The sequence below is a fragment of the Streptosporangium sp. H13245 genome, assembly GCF_055690525.1.
In genome coordinates this window covers 1-15,042 of sequence record NZ_JBSZKT010000046.1, presented here as the reverse complement: position 1 = coordinate 15,042, position 15,042 = coordinate 1, and the positions used below count along the sequence as shown (strand labels likewise).

Below are 15,042 nucleotides of genomic sequence, written 5' to 3'. Positions count from 1 at the left end.
CACTTCTGCGAAAGGACGAGCCTGGAACGCACGGCCTGAGGCCGCGCTGGATCAACGCCCACATGGGGGCGGTAGTGCGGTGCAAGTCGAGGCGCACCGCACGGGGCGGGTCTAGCTTACCCGCACGCAGTCAAACCACGATCAAGCATACCCGGCGTTCGCAGTGCCGGGTTCGGTCGGGGCGTCCGGTATCAGCCGGTCGCTTGTCCGTCGGTTGGAGTCAACACTCCCGGCCGGGCTTTTCTTCCCGGCCTCGGAAATCCTCTCACACAATTGGGTACGGCCCGAACCCCGGGGGTGCGAGCCGTACCGGAAAGCACTTCTCAGACGTTGAAACCCAGCATCCGGAGCTGCTCACGCCCCTCGTCACTGATCTTGTCCGGGCCCCACGGCGGGAGCCACACCCAGTTGATCTTCACGTCGGAGACCATGCCCTCCAGCGCCGAGTGCGCCTGGTCCTCGATGACGTCGGTCAGCGGGCAGGCCGCGCTGGTCAGCGTCATGTCGATGGTGGCGACCGGCAGGGTGGCGCCCTCGGCACCGCCCTCGGCGCCCTCAGTGCCCTCGGCGGCCTCCGCGGCGTCCAGGTGGAGCCCGTAGATCAGGCCCAGGTCGACGACGTTGATGCCGAGCTCGGGGTCCACGACGTCCTTGAGGGCCTCCATGACCTCGTCATGGGTGGTGTCCCCGTCGTACGCCGTGGTGGGGGTCTCAACAGCCTTGCTCATTCGGTGCTCCTCACGACCGCGTCCTTGTAGGCCATCCACGCCAGTAGCGCGCACTTCACCCGGGCGGGGAACTTGGCGACCCCGGCGAAGGCGACGGCGTCGCCCAGCACGTCCTCGTCCGCCTCGACCTTTCCCCTGCCCTGCATGAGCCGGGTGAACTCGTCCACGATGCCGAGGGTGTCGTCGACGGTCGAGCCGGTGGCCAGCTCGTGCAGCACGGAGGCCGCGGCCTGGCTGATGGAACAGCCCTGCCCGTCGTAGGAGACGTCCTCGACCTTGCCGCCGTCGCCCAGCTTCACGCGCATGGTGATCTCGTCACCGCACGTCGGGTTCACATGGTGGACCTCGGCGTCGTACGGATCGCGGAGCCCCCTCCCCTGCGGGTGCTTGTAGTGCTCCAGGATCAGCTCCTGGTACATGGACTCGGCGATCATAGGGTCGTGCTCACCTTCTCGTTCGCTGCGCCGTGCGCTCGCGCGTCGCCGGACGCCGTGCGGCGGGCGTCGTTCGCCCGTCGTTCGCCCGTCCGCCGGCTCGACTGCTCGGGCATGGCTAGGCGAACACCTTCCGCACGTGGTGGAGGCCGCGGACCAAAGCGTCGATCTCGGCCGGTGTGTTGTAAAGGTAGAAGGACGCCCGCGTGGTCGCGGGAATCCCGAATCGCAGGTGGAGCGGGCGGGCGCAGTGGTGTCCCACCCGCACGGCCACCCCGAAGTTGTCATCCAGGATTTGCCCGACATCGTGCGGGTGAATCCCCTCAAGGGTGAACGAGACCGTGCCGCCCCGGTCGGCGAGGTCCAGCGGGCCGATCACCCGCAGCCCCGGGATCTCCCCCAGGGCTCCGAGCGCGTACGCGGTGAGCTCGTGCTCGTGGCGCGCGACGGCGTCCATCCCGATCTCGGACAGGTAGTCGACCGCGGCGCCGAGGCCGATGGCCTCGACGATCGGCGGGGTGCCCGCCTCGAACTTGTGCGGCGCGGGCGCGTAGGTCGAGCGGTCCATCCAGACCGCCTCGATCATCTCGCCGCCGCCCATGAACGGGGGCATCGCCGCCAGGAGCTCGCCGCGGGCCCACAGCACGCCGATCCCCGACGGGCCGACGACCTTGTGGCCGGTGAAGGCGAGGAAGTCGACGCCCAGCGCGGCCACGTCCACCTTCTGGTGGGGCACCGACTGGGAGGCGTCGAGCATCATCAGCGCGCCGACCTCGCGGACCCTGGCGAGCACCGGGGCGACCGGGTTGACCGTGCCCAGCACGTTCGACTGGTGCACGATCGAGACGATCTTCGTGCGCTCGGTGACGAGCTCGCCGAGGTCGGACAGGTCCAGGCGGCCCTCGTCGGTGACGGAGAACCACCGCAGCGTCGCGCCGGTGCGCTGGGCGAGCATCTGCCACGGCACGATGTTGGAGTGGTGCTCCATCTCGGAGATGACGATCTCGTCGCCGGGGCCGAGCCGGAAGCGGGGGTCCTCGCCGATGGGGTTGCCGAAGGCGTACGCCACCAGGTTGAGCGCCTCGGAGGCGTTCTTGGTGAAGACGACCTCGTCGCGGTCGGGCGCGCCGACGAAGGCGGCGACCTTGTCGCGGGCGTTCTCGTACGCCTCGGTGGACTCCGCGCCCAGCACGTGCATGGCGCGGCCGACGTTGCCGTAGTGCATCGCCATGTGCTCGCGCATCACCTCGACCACCTGGGTCGGTTTCTGCGCGGAGTTGCCCGAGTCGAGGTAGATCAGCGGCCTGCCGCCGGGAAGCTCGCGGGAGAGGACGGGGAAGTCCTTCCTGATCCTCTCCACGTCAAGGCCGGTGTCCATCAGGCCGACGCCTTCGTGTAGGCCTCGTAGCCCTCCGCCTCAAGCTTCTCGGCCAGCTCGGGGCCGCCCTGCTCCACGATCCGCCCGGCGGAGAAGACGTGGACGAAGTCCGGCTTCACGTAGCGCAGGATGCGGGTGTAGTGGGTGATGAGCAGCACGCCGGTCTCGCCGGAGCGGAAGCGGTTGATGCCCTCGGAGACCACGCGCAGCGCGTCGACGTCGAGGCCGGAGTCGGTCTCGTCGAGGACGGCGATCTTCGGCTTGAGGAGCTCCAGCTGGAGGATCTCGTGGCGCTTCTTCTCGCCGCCGGAGAAGCCCTCGTTGACGTTGCGCTGGGCGAAGGTCGCGTCGATGGACAGGGCGTCCATGCCGGACTTGAGGTCCTTGGCGAACTCGCGGAGCTTGGGAGCCTCACCCCGGACGGAGGTGACGGCGGTGCGCAGGAAGTTGGAGACGCTGACGCCGGGGACCTCGACCGGGTACTGCATGGCGAGGAACAGCCCGGCGCGGGCGCGCTCGTCGACCGTGAGCTCCAGCAGGTCGACCCCGTCGAGCAGCACCTGGCCGCCGGTGACGGTGTACTTGGGGTGGCCCGCGATCGCGTACGCGAGCGTGGACTTGCCCGAGCCGTTGGGGCCCATGATGGCGTGGGTCTCGCCGGCCCGCACGGTCAGGTTGACGCCGCGCAGGATCTCCTTGTCGGCGACGGTGACGTGCAGGTCGCGGATCTCCAGGGTGGAACCCGAGGGGACTCGGCTCGTGTCAGACACTTTATGACTCCTTCGAGAGCGAGACGAGGACGTCATCGCCGTCGATCTTTACTCGGTATACGGGAACGGGCTTGTTGGCGGGCGGGCCGGTGGGCTTGCCCGAGCGCAGGTCGAAGCACGAGCCGTGCAGCCAGCACTCCAGGGTGCCGTCGTAGACCTCCCCCTCGCTGAGTCTCACCTCGGCGTGGGAACACACGTCGTGCAGCGCGAAGACCTCCTCGCCCTGGCGGACCAGGGCCACGGGGGTGTCGCCGACCTCAAGGCCGATCACTCCCTCGTCGGGGATGTCCGCGATCTTGCAGACTTTCTCGAACGTCACTTCTCAAGCTCCGCCTCGACCCGGGCGAGCACCCGCTCGCGAAGCTCGGTGACCTCGATCTTCTCCAGCAGCTGCGCGAAGAAGCCTCTGATGACGAGGCGGCGCGCGTCCTCGAAGGGGATCCCGCGGGCCTGGAGATAGAAGATGTGCTCGTCGTCGAGACGGCCCGAGGCGCTGGCGTGACCCGCCCCGGCGACCTCGCCGGTGAGGATCTCCAGGTTGGGCACCGAGTCGGCGCGGGCGCCGTCGGTGAGCAGCAGGTTGCGGTTGAGCTCGTAGGTGTCGGTGCCCTCGGCCTCGACGCGGATGATGACGTCGCCGATCCAGACCGCGTGGGCGTCCTGGCCCTGCAGCGCGCCGCGGTAGTCGACGTTGCTGCGGCAGCCGGGCTTGGAGTGGTCGACGAGCAGGCGGTGCTCCAGGTGCTGGCCGGCGTCGACGAAGTAGAGGCCGTTCAGCTCGGCGTCGCCGCCGGGGCCGTCGTAGGAGACCGACGGGGAGAGCCTGACCAGGTCGCCGCCGAGGGTGACCACGAAGCCGCGGAAGGTCGCGTCCTTGGCCAGCAGGGCGTGGTGGTGGGAGACGTGCACGGCGTCGTCGGCCCAGTCCTGCAGGCTGACGACCTTGAGCGTGGCGCCCTCGCCCACGACGAACTCGACGTTGTCGGCGTAGACGGCGCTGCCCTGGTGGTCGAGGACGACCACGGCCTCGGCCATCGGCTCCAGCTTCACGACCGTGTGACCGTACGCGGCGCCCTGGCCGGACCCGGTGAGGGTGATCACGGTCGGCTTGGAGGCGACGGCCTCGCGCGGGACCGTGACCACGGTGGCCTTCTCGAAGGAGGCGTAGGCCTGGGCGCTGACCCGGTCGGCGGGCACGTAGGCCTTGCCGACCCGCTGGTCGTCGCGGCCGACGGTCTCCACGGTGACCTCGGGGGCGGCGTCGACGTGCACGACGACGTTCGCGGAGGCCGCGACGCCCTCGTGCAGGCCCTTGAGCCGGGAGAGCGGGGTGAAGCGCCACTCCTCCTCCCGGCCGGTCGGCACCACGAAGTCGGCCACGTCGTACGAGGCCTTCTCGTGGAGGGTCGACAGGGGTTTTCCGGTGTCGAGGCCCATCAGCCGACGGCTCCTTCCATCTGCAGCTCGATCAGGCGGTTCAGCTCCAGGGCGTACTCCATCGGGAGCTCGCGGGCGATCGGCTCGACGAAGCCCCGGACGATCATCGCCATCGCCTCGTCCTCGCCCATGCCCCGGCTCATCAGGTAGAAGAGCTGGTCGTCGGAGACCTTGGAGACGGTGGCCTCGTGCCCCATGGAGACGTCGTCCTCGCGCACGTCCACGTAGGGGTAGGTGTCGGAGCGGCTGATCTGGTCGACCAGGAGCGCGTCGCACTTGACGGTGCTGGCGCTGCCGTGGGCGCCCTCCTCGATCTGGACCAGGCCGCGGTAGGAGGTGCGGCCGCCACCCCGGGCGACGGACTTGGAGATCACCGAGGAGCTGGTGTTCGGCGCGAGGTGCACCATCTTGGCCCCGGCGTCCTGGTGCTGGCCCTCACCGGCGAAGGCGACGCTGAGGGTCTCGCCCTTGGCGTGCTCACCCATGAGGTAGACGGCCGGGTACTTCATGGTGACCTTGGAACCGATGTTGCCGTCGACCCACTCCATGGTCGCGCCCTCGTACGCCACGGCGCGCTTGGTGACCAGGTTGTAGACGTTGTTCGACCAGTTCTGGATGGTCGTGTAGCGGCAGCGCGCGTTCTTCTTCACGATGATCTCCACGACGGCGCTGTGCAGCGAGTCTGAGGAGTAGATCGGCGCGGTGCAGCCCTCGACGTAGTGGACGTAGGAGCCCTCGTCCACGACGATCAGGGTCCGCTCGAACTGGCCCATGTTCTCGGTGTTGATCCGGAAGTAGGCCTGGAGCGGGATCTCCACGTTGACGTTCGGCGGCACGTAGATGAAGCTGCCGCCGCTCCAGGTGGCCGTGTTCAGCGCGGCGAACTTGTTGTCGCCGACGGGGATCACGGTCCCGAAGTACTCCTTGAAGATCTCCTCGTGCTCCCTGAGGGCGGTGTCGGTGTCGACGAAGATGACACCCTTCTCCTCAAGGTCCTCACGGATCTTGTGGTAGACCACCTCGGACTCGTACTGGGCGGCGACGCCGGCGACCAGGCGCTGCTTCTCCGCCTCGGGGATGCCGAGCTTGTCGTAGGTGTTCTTGATGTCGTCGGGCAGGTCCTCCCAGGAGGCGGCCTGCTTCTCCGTCGAGCGCACGAAGTACTTGATGTTGTCGAAGTCGATCCCGCTGAGGTCGGAACCCCAGTTGGGCATGGGCTTCTTACCGAAAAGGCGCAGCCCCTTCAGGCGAAGGTCCAGCATCCACTCCGGCTCGCTCTTCAGCGCGGAGATGTTGCGGACGACCTCTTCGGACAGGCCACGCCGGGCCGTCGCTCCCGCGGCGTCCGAGTCGGCCCAGCCGAACTTGTAATTCCCGAGGCCTTCCAGCTCCGGGCGGTCGGTGACAGTCACCTTCCGGTCTCCTTGCTCGATGTGTCGATCGTTTCGTGGATTGCCGGCGTCTGTGCCGGATCGGGTGCCGGGGAGACCGTCGCGCGCTCCCTCGCGCCCGGCCCGGGTGTCCTGTGGGGACTGACGTGCGTGGTGCACACGCCATCGCCGTGGGCGATGGTCGCGAGCCGTTGCACGGGGGTGCCGAGGATGCGCGCGAACGCCTCCGTCTCGGCCTCGCACAGCTGCGGGAACTCCGCGGCCACGTGCGCCACCGGGCAGTGGTGCTGGCACAGCTGCTCGCCGCCGAGGCTGGCCTTGCTCGCCGAGGCGGCGTAGCCGTCGGCCGACAGCGCCTCGGCCAGGACGCGGACCCGCTGGTCTTCGGGGACCTCGCTCATCTTCGGCCCCAGGCGGTCGACCAGGCCGGCCACCTGCGACCGGGCGAACTCCGCCACGGCCTCCTCGCCCACGCGCTCGGCCAGGAAGCGCAGCGCGCTCCCGGCGAGGCCGTCGTAGGCGTGCTCGAAGGCGCTGCGGCCCGCGTCGGTTATCGCGAACAGCTTGGCCGGTCGCCCGCGCCCGCGCTGGCCGCGCGGCCTGGCGGTGCGGGTCTCGGCCATCCCCTCGGCCAGCAGGGCGTCGAGGTGCCTGCGGACGGCGGCGGGGGTGAGCCCGAGCCGCTCGCCGAGGGCGGCGGCGGTGACGGGCCCGTGCTCCAGGATGAGCCGGGCGACACGCGCTCGCGTGCTGCGCTCGGCGGACACGCCGGAGGGCCGCGCGGAGGCGGCTCCCTCGGTGCCCTGCATCCCGGTCACGTATTTCACAACATCAGTGTGCCGTAATTGCTTCCCCAGTTACAAACCCGATGTCCGGTCGTCCCGAATGTGGTTCGTCACGCAGGTAAGCCTTACCTAAGCTGGGGAAACGCTCCGCGAGGTCCCCCGCAGCCCGACGAAGGCGGCGAGCGCGGCGACGGTGAAACCGGCCAGGACGACGGCCATCGGCAGGGCGGAGCCCTCACCGCCCAGACCCACCAGCGGGGCGGCGAGCGCGCCGAGCCCGAACTGCAGCACGCCCGTCAGCGCGGCCGCGCTCCCGGCGACCTGCGGGGGCTGACCGGCCAGGGCGAGCGCGGCGCTGCCCGGCAGGACGAAGCCCGCCCCGCACATCATCACGAACAGCGCGGCGACCAGCACCGGCAGGGGCAGGTGGAACAGGGCCGTGACGAGCACCCCGGCGGCCCCTGCCACGCTCAGGAACAGCCCGGCGAGGATCAGCCTGGCCGGGTCCAGGCGCCCGGCCAGGCGCCCGCCGATCTGCGCGGTGACGGTCAGGCCCAGCGCGTTCAGCCCGAACACCAGGGAGAAGGTCTGCGCCGAGGTCTCGTAGACGTCCTGGAGCACGAAGGGAGACCCGGAGATGTAGGCGAACATGGCCGCGAAGCCCAGCCCGCCGGACAGGGTGGCGGCCATGAAGGAGCGGTCGCGGAGCAGGTGCCAGAAGGTGACGAGGGTGTGCCGGAGCCCGCCGCTCTCGCGCCGCCCGGCGGGCAGCGTCTCGCGTACCCCGGACAGCGCGGAGGCCAGCAGCAGGAGTCCCGCGACGCTCAGCGCGACGAACACGCCCCGCCAGGAGGTGTGGTCGAGCAGCTGCGCGCCCGCGATCGGGGCCAGGATCGGCGCGAGGCCGGTGACGAGCATGAGGGTGGCGAAGATGCGGGCGATGGCCGCGCCCTCGTACAGGTCGCGGACGACCGCGCGGACGATCACCAGCGCGGCGCCGCCCGCGATGCCCTGGAGCAGGCGGAACCCGACCAGCCCGTACACCGAGGGCGAGAAGGCGCACAGTAGGGAGGCCACGGCGTAGGCGGCGATGCCGATCAGCAGCGGGCCCCGCCGGCCGCGCGTGTCGCTGATCGGGCCCGCGACGACCTGCCCGACGGAGAAGCCGACGAGGCAGGCGGTGAGGGTGAGCTGCACCTGCGCCTGCCCGGTGCCCAGGTCGGCGGCGATGGAGGGGAAGGCGGGCAGGTACATGTCGATCGACAGGGGACCGACCGCCGACAGCGCGCCCAGGATGAGCAGTAGCAGTGTCCTGCGCCGTGCGATCGGCGCCACCTCCGGCTCGACGACGGCCGCGGTCATACCCGTATCCCCTTTTTGGTCGCGGGTCATGCCCTCTGGTTAGGGGCGATGACGGGCCCACAGGGGCCGAAGCGTCCCAACCAACAGCCGGTCATCCGAATTCCTGCATTTCGGAAATTTCATCGAAAAAACCTTTAAGTGACATTCGGGCGGGTCCCGTCCCGGCCGGGAAACGGGGCGGGGACGGCCCCGGACGCGTGGTCCGGGAACGTGACCGACGGGCGCAGTCCCTAAACTCGTGGCCATGGACTCCCCAGCCGTCGAGATCGTCGACCTGGTCAAGAGATACGGCGGGACGACCGCGGTCGACGGCCTGACCTTCGCCGCCGCCCGCGGCGTGGTCACCGCGGTGCTGGGCCCCAACGGGGCCGGCAAGACCTCCACCCTGGAGATCTGCGAGGGGTTCCGCCGGGCCGACGGCGGCACCGTGAAGGTGCTCGGGCTCGCCCCGTCGAGGCCGGAGCTGCGGGCCAGGGTCGGGGTGATGCTCCAGGCGGGCGGCGTTCCCCCCGCGTCCCGCTGCGGGCAGTGGCTGCGGCTGATGGCCCGCTTCCACGCCCACCCGCTCGACCCGGCGGCGCTGCTGGAGCGGCTGGGGCTGAGCGAGCACGCCCGCACCCCGTACCGCAGGCTCTCCGGCGGCCAGCAGCAGCGCCTGTCGCTGGCGGGAGCGGTCGTCGGCCGTCCCGAGCTGGTCTTCCTCGACGAGCCGACCGCGGGCCTGGACCCGCAGGCCAGGCACGCCTGCTGGGAGCTGGTGGAGGACCTGCGCGCGAGCGGGGTCTCGGTGGTGCTCACCACCCACCACATGGACGAGGCGGAGAGGCTCTCCGACCAGATCGTGATCATCGACCGCGGCAGGGTGGTCGCCGAGGGCACCCCCTCCTCCCTCACCGGCGCCGAACGGCAGCTGCGCTTCCGCGCCCGGCCGGGCCTCTGCCTGGACGAGCTGCTCGCCGCCCTGCCCGCCGGCAGCGCGGCCAAGGAGTCGCCGTCGGGGCACTACATCATCGAGGGGCAGGTCGCGCCCGGTCTCCTGGCCACGGTGACGACCTGGTGCGCCGCCGAGGGCGTGACCGCCGACGACCTCAGCATCGAACGGCGCACCCTGGAGGACGTCTTCCTGGAGCTGACCGGACGTGAACTCCGGTGACGGCCCCCGGGTTCTTCGCTCCGCTGACGCCCTTGAGGCCCTTTGGCCCGCTGACGCCCTTCGCTCCGCTGACGCCCTTGAGGCCCCCTGGCCCGCCGACGCTCCCGGAGCCTTTCGCCCTGCCGACACCTCCGGATCTCTTCGTCCCGCTGACGACTCCTCCCGCTCCGCCGACGCCCTCGGGGTCGCCCGCTCCTCGGCACCGCCCCGCGCGCGTCCGGACGCGGCCTCCAGTCCACACGCCAGATCGCATGTCAGACCGCAGGAGAGCCCCATGACGACCCTGGACCTCACGCCGGCCCCCGGAGCCGCGCCGCTGGGCCGGATGGTGGCGGCCCAGACGGGCGCGGAGATCCGGGCGATGCTCCGCAACGGCGAGCAGCTGCTGCTCACGATGATCATCCCGGTGCTGCTGCTCGTCGGCCTCTCCTCCGCCCCGATCCTCGACGTGGGCGGCGGTTCCCGGATCGACTTCATGACCCCCGGGGTGCTCGCGCTGGCCGTGATGTCCACCGCCTTCACCGGGCAGGCCATCGCGACGGGCTTCGAGCGCCGGTACGGCGTGCTGAAGCGGCTGGGCGCGACCCCGCTGTCGCGGACCGGGCTGATGCTGTCCAAGACGCTCGCGGTGGTCGCCGTGGAGGTCATCCAGGTCGCGGTCATCTGCGGGGTGGCGCTCGCCCTGGGCTGGCACCCCGCGGGCTCGCCGCTCGCGGCGCTCCTGCTGGTCGTGCTGGGCACCGCCGCGTTCAGCGGGCTCGGCCTGCTGATGGCGGGAACGCTGCGCGCCGAGGCCACGCTCGCCGCGGCGAACCTCGTCTACCTGCTCCTGCTCGCCTGCGGCGGGGTCGCCTTCCCGCTGGCCAGGTTCCCCGAGTCGATACGGCCGGTGCTGGAGCTGCTGCCGATCTCGGCGCTGACCGGGGGGCTCCGCGCGGTCCTGAGCGACGGCGCGGGACCGCCGCTCGCCGCCGTGGCGATCCTCGCGGCGTGGGCGGCGGTGTCGCTCCTTTTGACCTCCCGGACGTTCCGCTGGGAATGACCCGGCCGGAACTCCCTTAGCGGAAACCACCTAACCGGGAATATCACCACTTCTCACCGCAAAAGATCAACGGGGATGATCGCCAAGATCTACCATCCTCCAGGTGATCACTACCGGAACGCGATCCTCATCCCGTCCGGCGACACGACATACGGGGCGAATCTGGCCAAGTTTGGCCATGGGGGTTGTTGCCACGCTTGTCGCCGTCGCGGGCTCGTCCACGGTCTCCCAGTCGGGGGACGAGCTCGCCACCCTCAGCGCGGCCCGCCGTGGCGTGGCGGGACTCTGGGAGCTGGCCCAGCACATCGACGGGCACTTCCTGCCCTACTACGGGTTCATGCACCTGTGGCTGGAGTTCGGGCAGGCCGAGTGGTGGATGCGCCTGCCCTCGGCGCTCGCGACGGGCGCGGCCACCGCGCTCATCGCCGACCTGGGACGCCGGCTGAGCTCGCAGCCCGCCGGACTGGCCGCCGCCGCCGTCTACGTCTTCCTGCCCTCGGTCTCCTACCACGGGCAGAACGTCCGCTCCTACGCGTTCGCCGCCGCCGCCGCGGTCCTGGCCACCTGGGCGCTGTACCGGGCAATCGAGGAGCCCGGACGGCGCGGCGCCTGGTGGCGGTACGCGGGCGCCGTCGCGCTGCTGGGCTGCACGCAGGTGTTCGCACTGCTCGTACTGGCCGCGCACCTGCTCGCGATCGGGCTGTACGGGCGGGGCGTCCTGCCCAGGGTGCTGGCCTGCATGGCCCTGGGGTCCGTCCCGGGTGCCGTCTGGGCGGCGGTCGGCTTCGCCGAGCGGCACGCGATCAGCTGGATCACCATGCCGGGACCCGACGTGTTCCTCGCGCTGCCCAAGATGGCCGGGGGCACCGCCCTGGCGGGGGGCGCGCTGATGGTCGTCGCGGTGGCCGCCCCGTTCCTGCGGAAGCGGCACGGCGCCGACCGGCTCTGGGTCGTCCTGCTGGGCGCCTGGGCGCTCCTGCCGCCCCTGCTGCTGTTCGCCCTGTCCCACCTGGTCTCGCCGGTCTACGTCGACCGCTACCTGTTCGCGACGGTGCCCGCGTACGCGCTGCTGGCCGGGCTCGCGCTCGCCGCGCTGCCCCGCCTGCCCGCCGGGCTCGCGCTGGCGGGCGTCCTGGCGGCCGGGGTTCCCGGCCACCTGGACTTCCGCAAGGAGGACGGGCACCACGAGAACTTCCCCCGGGCGGTACGGATCCTCGCGAGCGAGGGCCGGCCGGGAGACGCCATCGTCTACGGGCGCTCGGCCCTGCGCGAGGGCTTCCGCTACTACGACGAGACGCGGCACGGCGGGAAGGGGCTGCCCGACGACGTGCTGCTCGCCGGGCCCGGCCCGCTGCCCCACTCCTTCGGCTACCCGGAGCGCTCCGACGTGGCCGCCGCCGTGGCCGGGCGCGAGCGGGTCTGGGTGATCTGGCGGGGCGGATCCGAGGCGGCCTCGCGCGTCGACCGGGTCACCACCCTGGTCAAGGAGGGGTTCGTCCGGGTCAAGGCCTGGCGGACGGGCCGCGTACCCGGCATGACGGTGGCGCTCTACACCCGCGAACCGGCGCGGGACGCCGGGTAGACGGCGAGGCGTTCCTTCCGGTTTCCGGCGGAGGACGGCCCCGCCGCCGGACGGTTCCGCCGCAGGATGTGGCCGCCCCCGCCGCCGGAGCGGCCACATCCCGCGGGGCCGTCGCCTCTCACGGGGCTGTTTCGCGGGGCCGTCTCGTGGAACTGTCTCTGGGGCCGTCTCGCATCTCGGACGGCGCTGAAAACGAGAGCCCCGATCAGTAAGGTGCCATTTATCACTTCGCACCTGACATGAGGAGAGTCGTGAGCGCCGAAGCCCTGCCCGGATCCGCCGAGCCGTACAAGCCGGGGCTGACCAGGTCCGGAGCGCTGCTGCGGGCGGCCTCCGACGCGATCCCGCCGTCGGGGCTGGTGATGCTGGCCATCATGTCGGCGCAGGCGGGCGCGGGTTTCGCCAAGGATCTCTTCTCCCAGCTGCCGCCGAGCGCCGTGGTGTTCCTGCGGATCGCGACGGGCGCGCTGATCCTGGGGCTGGTCGTCCGGCCCCGGCTGCGCGGGCTGTCCAGGGCGGACATCGGGGCCGGGGTGGCGTTCGGCGTGACGCTGGGCGTGATGAACCTGTCGTTCTACGAGGCGCTGGCCCGGCTGCCCATGGGCATCGCGGTGGCGATCGAGTTCCTCGGCCCGCTCGGCGTCGCGGTGGCGGCCTCGCGCCGCCGCCTCGACCTGCTCTGGGTCGTGCTCGCCGGGTCGGGCGTGGTGCTGCTGGCCCCGTGGGGCACGACCACGTCCAGGATCAGCTGGGCCGGGATCGCCTTCGCCCTGGTGGCGGCGGTCTGCTGGGCCGGTTACATCCTGCTGTCGGCCTCGGTCGGCCGCCGCATCCCCGGGACGAGCGGCCTCGCCCTCGCGATGATCGTCTCCTGCGTCCTGGTCGCCCCCGTCGGGATCACCTCCGGCGGCACCGACCTGCTCCAGCCCGAGCTGCTGCTGGTCGGGCTCGGCGTGGGACTGCTGTCGTCGGTCATCCCCTACTCGATCGAGCTGGAGGCGCTGCGCAGGATGCCCAAGCGGGTCTTCGGCATCCTGATGAGCCTGGAGCCCGCGATGGCCGCGCTGGTCGGGCTGGTCATCCTGGGCGAGGTGCTCCAGGCGCGCGAGTGGGCCGCCGTCGGCTGCGTGGTCATCGCCAGCGTCGGCTCCACCCGGAGCACCGGCTGACCGTGGTTCCGGCGTCGGCGCGGCCCGGAGCGCCGTTCTTCGGCTCCGGCGGTGGCACGGCCCGGAGCGCCGCTGACCTCCGGCCCGGACCCGGAGCCATCGGCCGTCAGGTCGCCTGCTCCTCTGGCCTGCTCGCCCAGATGCCGCGTACGTGCCGGATGTGGGTGCGCATCAGCCGTTCGGCACCGCCCGCGTCGCCCTCGGAGAGCAGCGCGAGCAACGTGAGGTGCTCGCGGGCGGAGTCGGTGAGGGCGCCACTCCGGTGCAGGGAGGACAGGCCGTACAGGCGGGCCCGGTTGCGCAGGTCGCGGACCACCTCCACGAGGTGGGAGTTGCCCGCCAGGGCGAGCAGGTCCAGGTGGAAGCGGATGTCGGCGTCGACGTACGCGAGCAGGTCGCCGCGCTCGGCGGCGTCGACGATCGCCTGGGCCAGCGGGCGCAGTGCCTCGAAGCTCGGCGCGCGCCCGGCGTCGGCCAGCTGCGCCACCGTGGGCACCTCGATGAGCCTGCGGATCTCGGTCAGCTCGTCCAGGTCCCGGTCGGACAGCTCCGTGACCCGGAAACCCTTGTTGCGCACCGCCTCGACCAGGCCCTCCTTGGCCAGGTCGAGCATGGCCTCGCGCACCGGGGTCGCCGAGACCCCGAACTGGGCGGCGAGGACCGGGGCCGAGTAGACCATGCCGGGCCTCATCTCGCCGGTGATCAGGGCCGCCCTGAGCGCGTGGGCCACCTGCTCCCGCAGGCTCTGCCGCTCGCTCACGGCCGGCAGGTCGAGCCGGCCGTCCGCCCTAGGAGCCATACCGGAGCCTCTCGTGTCGCTCGCGTCCACGCCTCGTCGGCGGAACCCGCCCCCCTCATCCTCCCAGGCCATGCGCGTGCCTCCGAACACCCGGGGTGCGTTCCCTTAGACACCGCTAGACACCGCGCCGGTCACCTCCGCCCGCTCCCCCGGCTCCGCCGAGGTAGGCCTCGGCCACTCTGGGGTCCCGGCGGAGCTCGGCGGCCGGTCCGTCGAGGACGCACGCGCCGTTCTCGATCACGTAGCCGCGGTGCGCGATCCCGAGGGCGGCGACGGCGTTCTGCTCGACGAGCAGAACGGAGGTGCCCTCGGCGTTGATCTGGGCGATGAGTTTCATGACCTGGACGACGATGAGCGGGGCCAGGCCCATGGACGGTTCGTCGAGCAGCAGCAGCCGGGGGCCGGTGATGAGGGCTCGGCCGATGGCGAGCATCTGCTGCTCGCCGCCCGAGAGCGTGCCGCCCTGCTGCGCGCGCCGTTCGGCCAGGCGGGGCAGCAACTCGTAGACGCGCTCGATCCGCGTACGGATCTCGGCCTGGTCGCGGACCAGGTAGCCGCCCAGCTGGAGGTTCTCGTGGACGCTGAGCGTGCTGAAGATCCTGCGCCCCTCCGGGACGTGCACCAGGCCGCGCCCGGTGATCCTGTGCGGTTTCTCCCCGGTGATCTCCTTCCCGTCGAAGACCACCCTGCCGCCGCTGGGCCGCAGCAGCCCCGAGACCGCGGACAGCGTGGTGGTCTTGCCCGCGCCGTTGTTGCCGAGCAGGGCGACGATCTCGCCCTCGGCGACGCCGAGGGACAGTCCGCGCAGGGCGTGTACGCCGCCGTAGTGGACGTCCAGCCCGTCGATGTCAAGCATCGCCGTCTCCCCCGGCTCTCCCGGTCCCACCGGTTTCGTCTCCTGCGGTGGTGTCGCCACCGAGGTATGCCTCGATGACGGCGGGGTCGCGGCGGACGTCCTCGGGGCGGCCGTCGGCGATCTCCCTGCCGAAGTTGAGCACCACCACGCGTTCGG

General features: G+C 71.3%; 16 protein-coding genes. 4 read left to right on the top strand and 12 right to left on the bottom strand.

Annotated elements, in window-relative coordinates; all coding sequences use genetic code 11:
* Positions 1-323: 323 nt before the first annotated feature.
* The 9 genes from ACW9TB_RS35665 to ACW9TB_RS35625 all read right to left on the bottom strand — a co-directional run bounded on the left by ACW9TB_RS35665 (position 324) and on the right by ACW9TB_RS35625 (position 8,285).
* Complete coding sequence (locus ACW9TB_RS35665; protein WP_472752524.1) at positions 324-728, bottom strand: metal-sulfur cluster assembly factor; 405 nt, start codon at positions 726-728, stop codon at positions 324-326.
* Complete coding sequence (gene sufU / locus ACW9TB_RS35660) at positions 725-1,162, bottom strand: Fe-S cluster assembly sulfur transfer protein SufU (protein ID WP_344920895.1); 438 nt, start codon at positions 1,160-1,162, stop codon at positions 725-727. Before sufU ends, ACW9TB_RS35665 begins: the two co-directional genes overlap by 4 nt.
* 118 nt (positions 1,163-1,280) lie before the next feature.
* On the bottom strand, positions 1,281-2,540 hold the full coding sequence (locus ACW9TB_RS35655; protein ID WP_472752523.1) for a cysteine desulfurase: 1,260 nt from the start codon (positions 2,538-2,540) through the stop codon (positions 1,281-1,283).
* Entirely contained in the window at positions 2,540-3,310 is a 771-nt protein-coding gene (sufC, locus tag ACW9TB_RS35650) for a Fe-S cluster assembly ATPase SufC (RefSeq protein ID WP_472752522.1), read from the bottom strand. The genes ACW9TB_RS35655 and sufC overlap by 1 nt, the downstream gene beginning before the upstream one ends.
* 1 nt (position 3,311) lies before the next feature.
* Positions 3,312-3,629 carry a Rieske (2Fe-2S) protein gene (locus tag ACW9TB_RS35645; protein WP_472752521.1) on the bottom strand — a complete coding sequence of 106 codons (318 nt, stop codon included), beginning with the start codon at positions 3,627-3,629 and terminating at the stop codon, positions 3,312-3,314.
* The gene (sufD, locus tag ACW9TB_RS35640) at positions 3,626-4,747 is read right to left on the bottom strand and encodes a Fe-S cluster assembly protein SufD (RefSeq protein ID WP_472752520.1); all 1,122 of its coding nucleotides are present in this window, start codon (positions 4,745-4,747) and stop codon (positions 3,626-3,628) included. The genes ACW9TB_RS35645 and sufD overlap by 4 nt, the downstream gene beginning before the upstream one ends.
* The gene (gene sufB, locus ACW9TB_RS35635; RefSeq protein ID WP_362836595.1) at positions 4,747-6,159 is read right to left on the bottom strand and encodes a Fe-S cluster assembly protein SufB; all 1,413 of its coding nucleotides are present in this window, start codon (positions 6,157-6,159) and stop codon (positions 4,747-4,749) included. Before sufB ends, sufD begins: the two co-directional genes overlap by 1 nt.
* A complete protein-coding gene (locus ACW9TB_RS35630; protein WP_472752563.1) occupies positions 6,156-6,947 on the bottom strand; it encodes a helix-turn-helix transcriptional regulator in 792 nt (263 codons plus the stop codon). Before ACW9TB_RS35630 ends, sufB begins: the two co-directional genes overlap by 4 nt.
* 105 nt (positions 6,948-7,052) lie before the next feature.
* Complete coding sequence (locus ACW9TB_RS35625; RefSeq protein WP_472752519.1) at positions 7,053-8,285, bottom strand: multidrug effflux MFS transporter; 1,233 nt, start codon at positions 8,283-8,285, stop codon at positions 7,053-7,055.
* A gap of 244 nt (positions 8,286-8,529) precedes the next feature.
* Between ACW9TB_RS35625 and ACW9TB_RS35620 the strand changes: the two genes are divergently transcribed.
* The 4 genes from ACW9TB_RS35620 to ACW9TB_RS35605 all read left to right on the top strand — a co-directional run bounded on the left by ACW9TB_RS35620 (position 8,530) and on the right by ACW9TB_RS35605 (position 13,231).
* Positions 8,530-9,438 (top strand): ABC transporter ATP-binding protein, encoded by a 909-nt coding sequence (locus ACW9TB_RS35620; protein ID WP_472752518.1) that lies wholly within the window; start codon positions 8,530-8,532, stop codon positions 9,436-9,438.
* Between the two features lie 274 nt (positions 9,439-9,712).
* Complete coding sequence (locus ACW9TB_RS35615) at positions 9,713-10,480, top strand: ABC transporter permease (RefSeq protein WP_472752517.1); 768 nt, start codon at positions 9,713-9,715, stop codon at positions 10,478-10,480.
* Between the two features lie 178 nt (positions 10,481-10,658).
* Positions 10,659-12,062 (top strand): glycosyltransferase family 39 protein, encoded by a 1,404-nt coding sequence (locus tag ACW9TB_RS35610; protein WP_472752516.1) that lies wholly within the window; start codon positions 10,659-10,661, stop codon positions 12,060-12,062.
* Between the two features lie 251 nt (positions 12,063-12,313).
* On the top strand, positions 12,314-13,231 hold the full coding sequence (locus ACW9TB_RS35605; RefSeq protein WP_472752515.1) for an EamA family transporter: 918 nt from the start codon (positions 12,314-12,316) through the stop codon (positions 13,229-13,231).
* 106 nt (positions 13,232-13,337) lie between these two features.
* Here the strand turns inward: ACW9TB_RS35605 and ACW9TB_RS35600 are convergent, their stop codons facing one another.
* From ACW9TB_RS35600 to ACW9TB_RS35590, 3 genes are all read right to left on the bottom strand, one after another.
* A complete protein-coding gene (locus tag ACW9TB_RS35600) occupies positions 13,338-14,030 on the bottom strand; it encodes a GntR family transcriptional regulator (protein WP_472752514.1) in 693 nt (230 codons plus the stop codon).
* Positions 14,031-14,145: 115 nt separating this feature from the next.
* Entirely contained in the window at positions 14,146-14,886 is a 741-nt protein-coding gene (locus ACW9TB_RS35595; RefSeq protein ID WP_472752513.1) for an ABC transporter ATP-binding protein, read from the bottom strand.
* Positions 14,879-15,028: an ABC transporter ATP-binding protein C-terminal domain-containing protein gene (locus ACW9TB_RS35590; RefSeq protein WP_472752562.1), complete on the bottom strand. Its 150-nt coding sequence runs from the start codon at positions 15,026-15,028 to the stop codon at positions 14,879-14,881. The genes ACW9TB_RS35595 and ACW9TB_RS35590 overlap by 8 nt, the downstream gene beginning before the upstream one ends.
* Positions 15,029-15,042 lie beyond the last annotated feature (14 nt).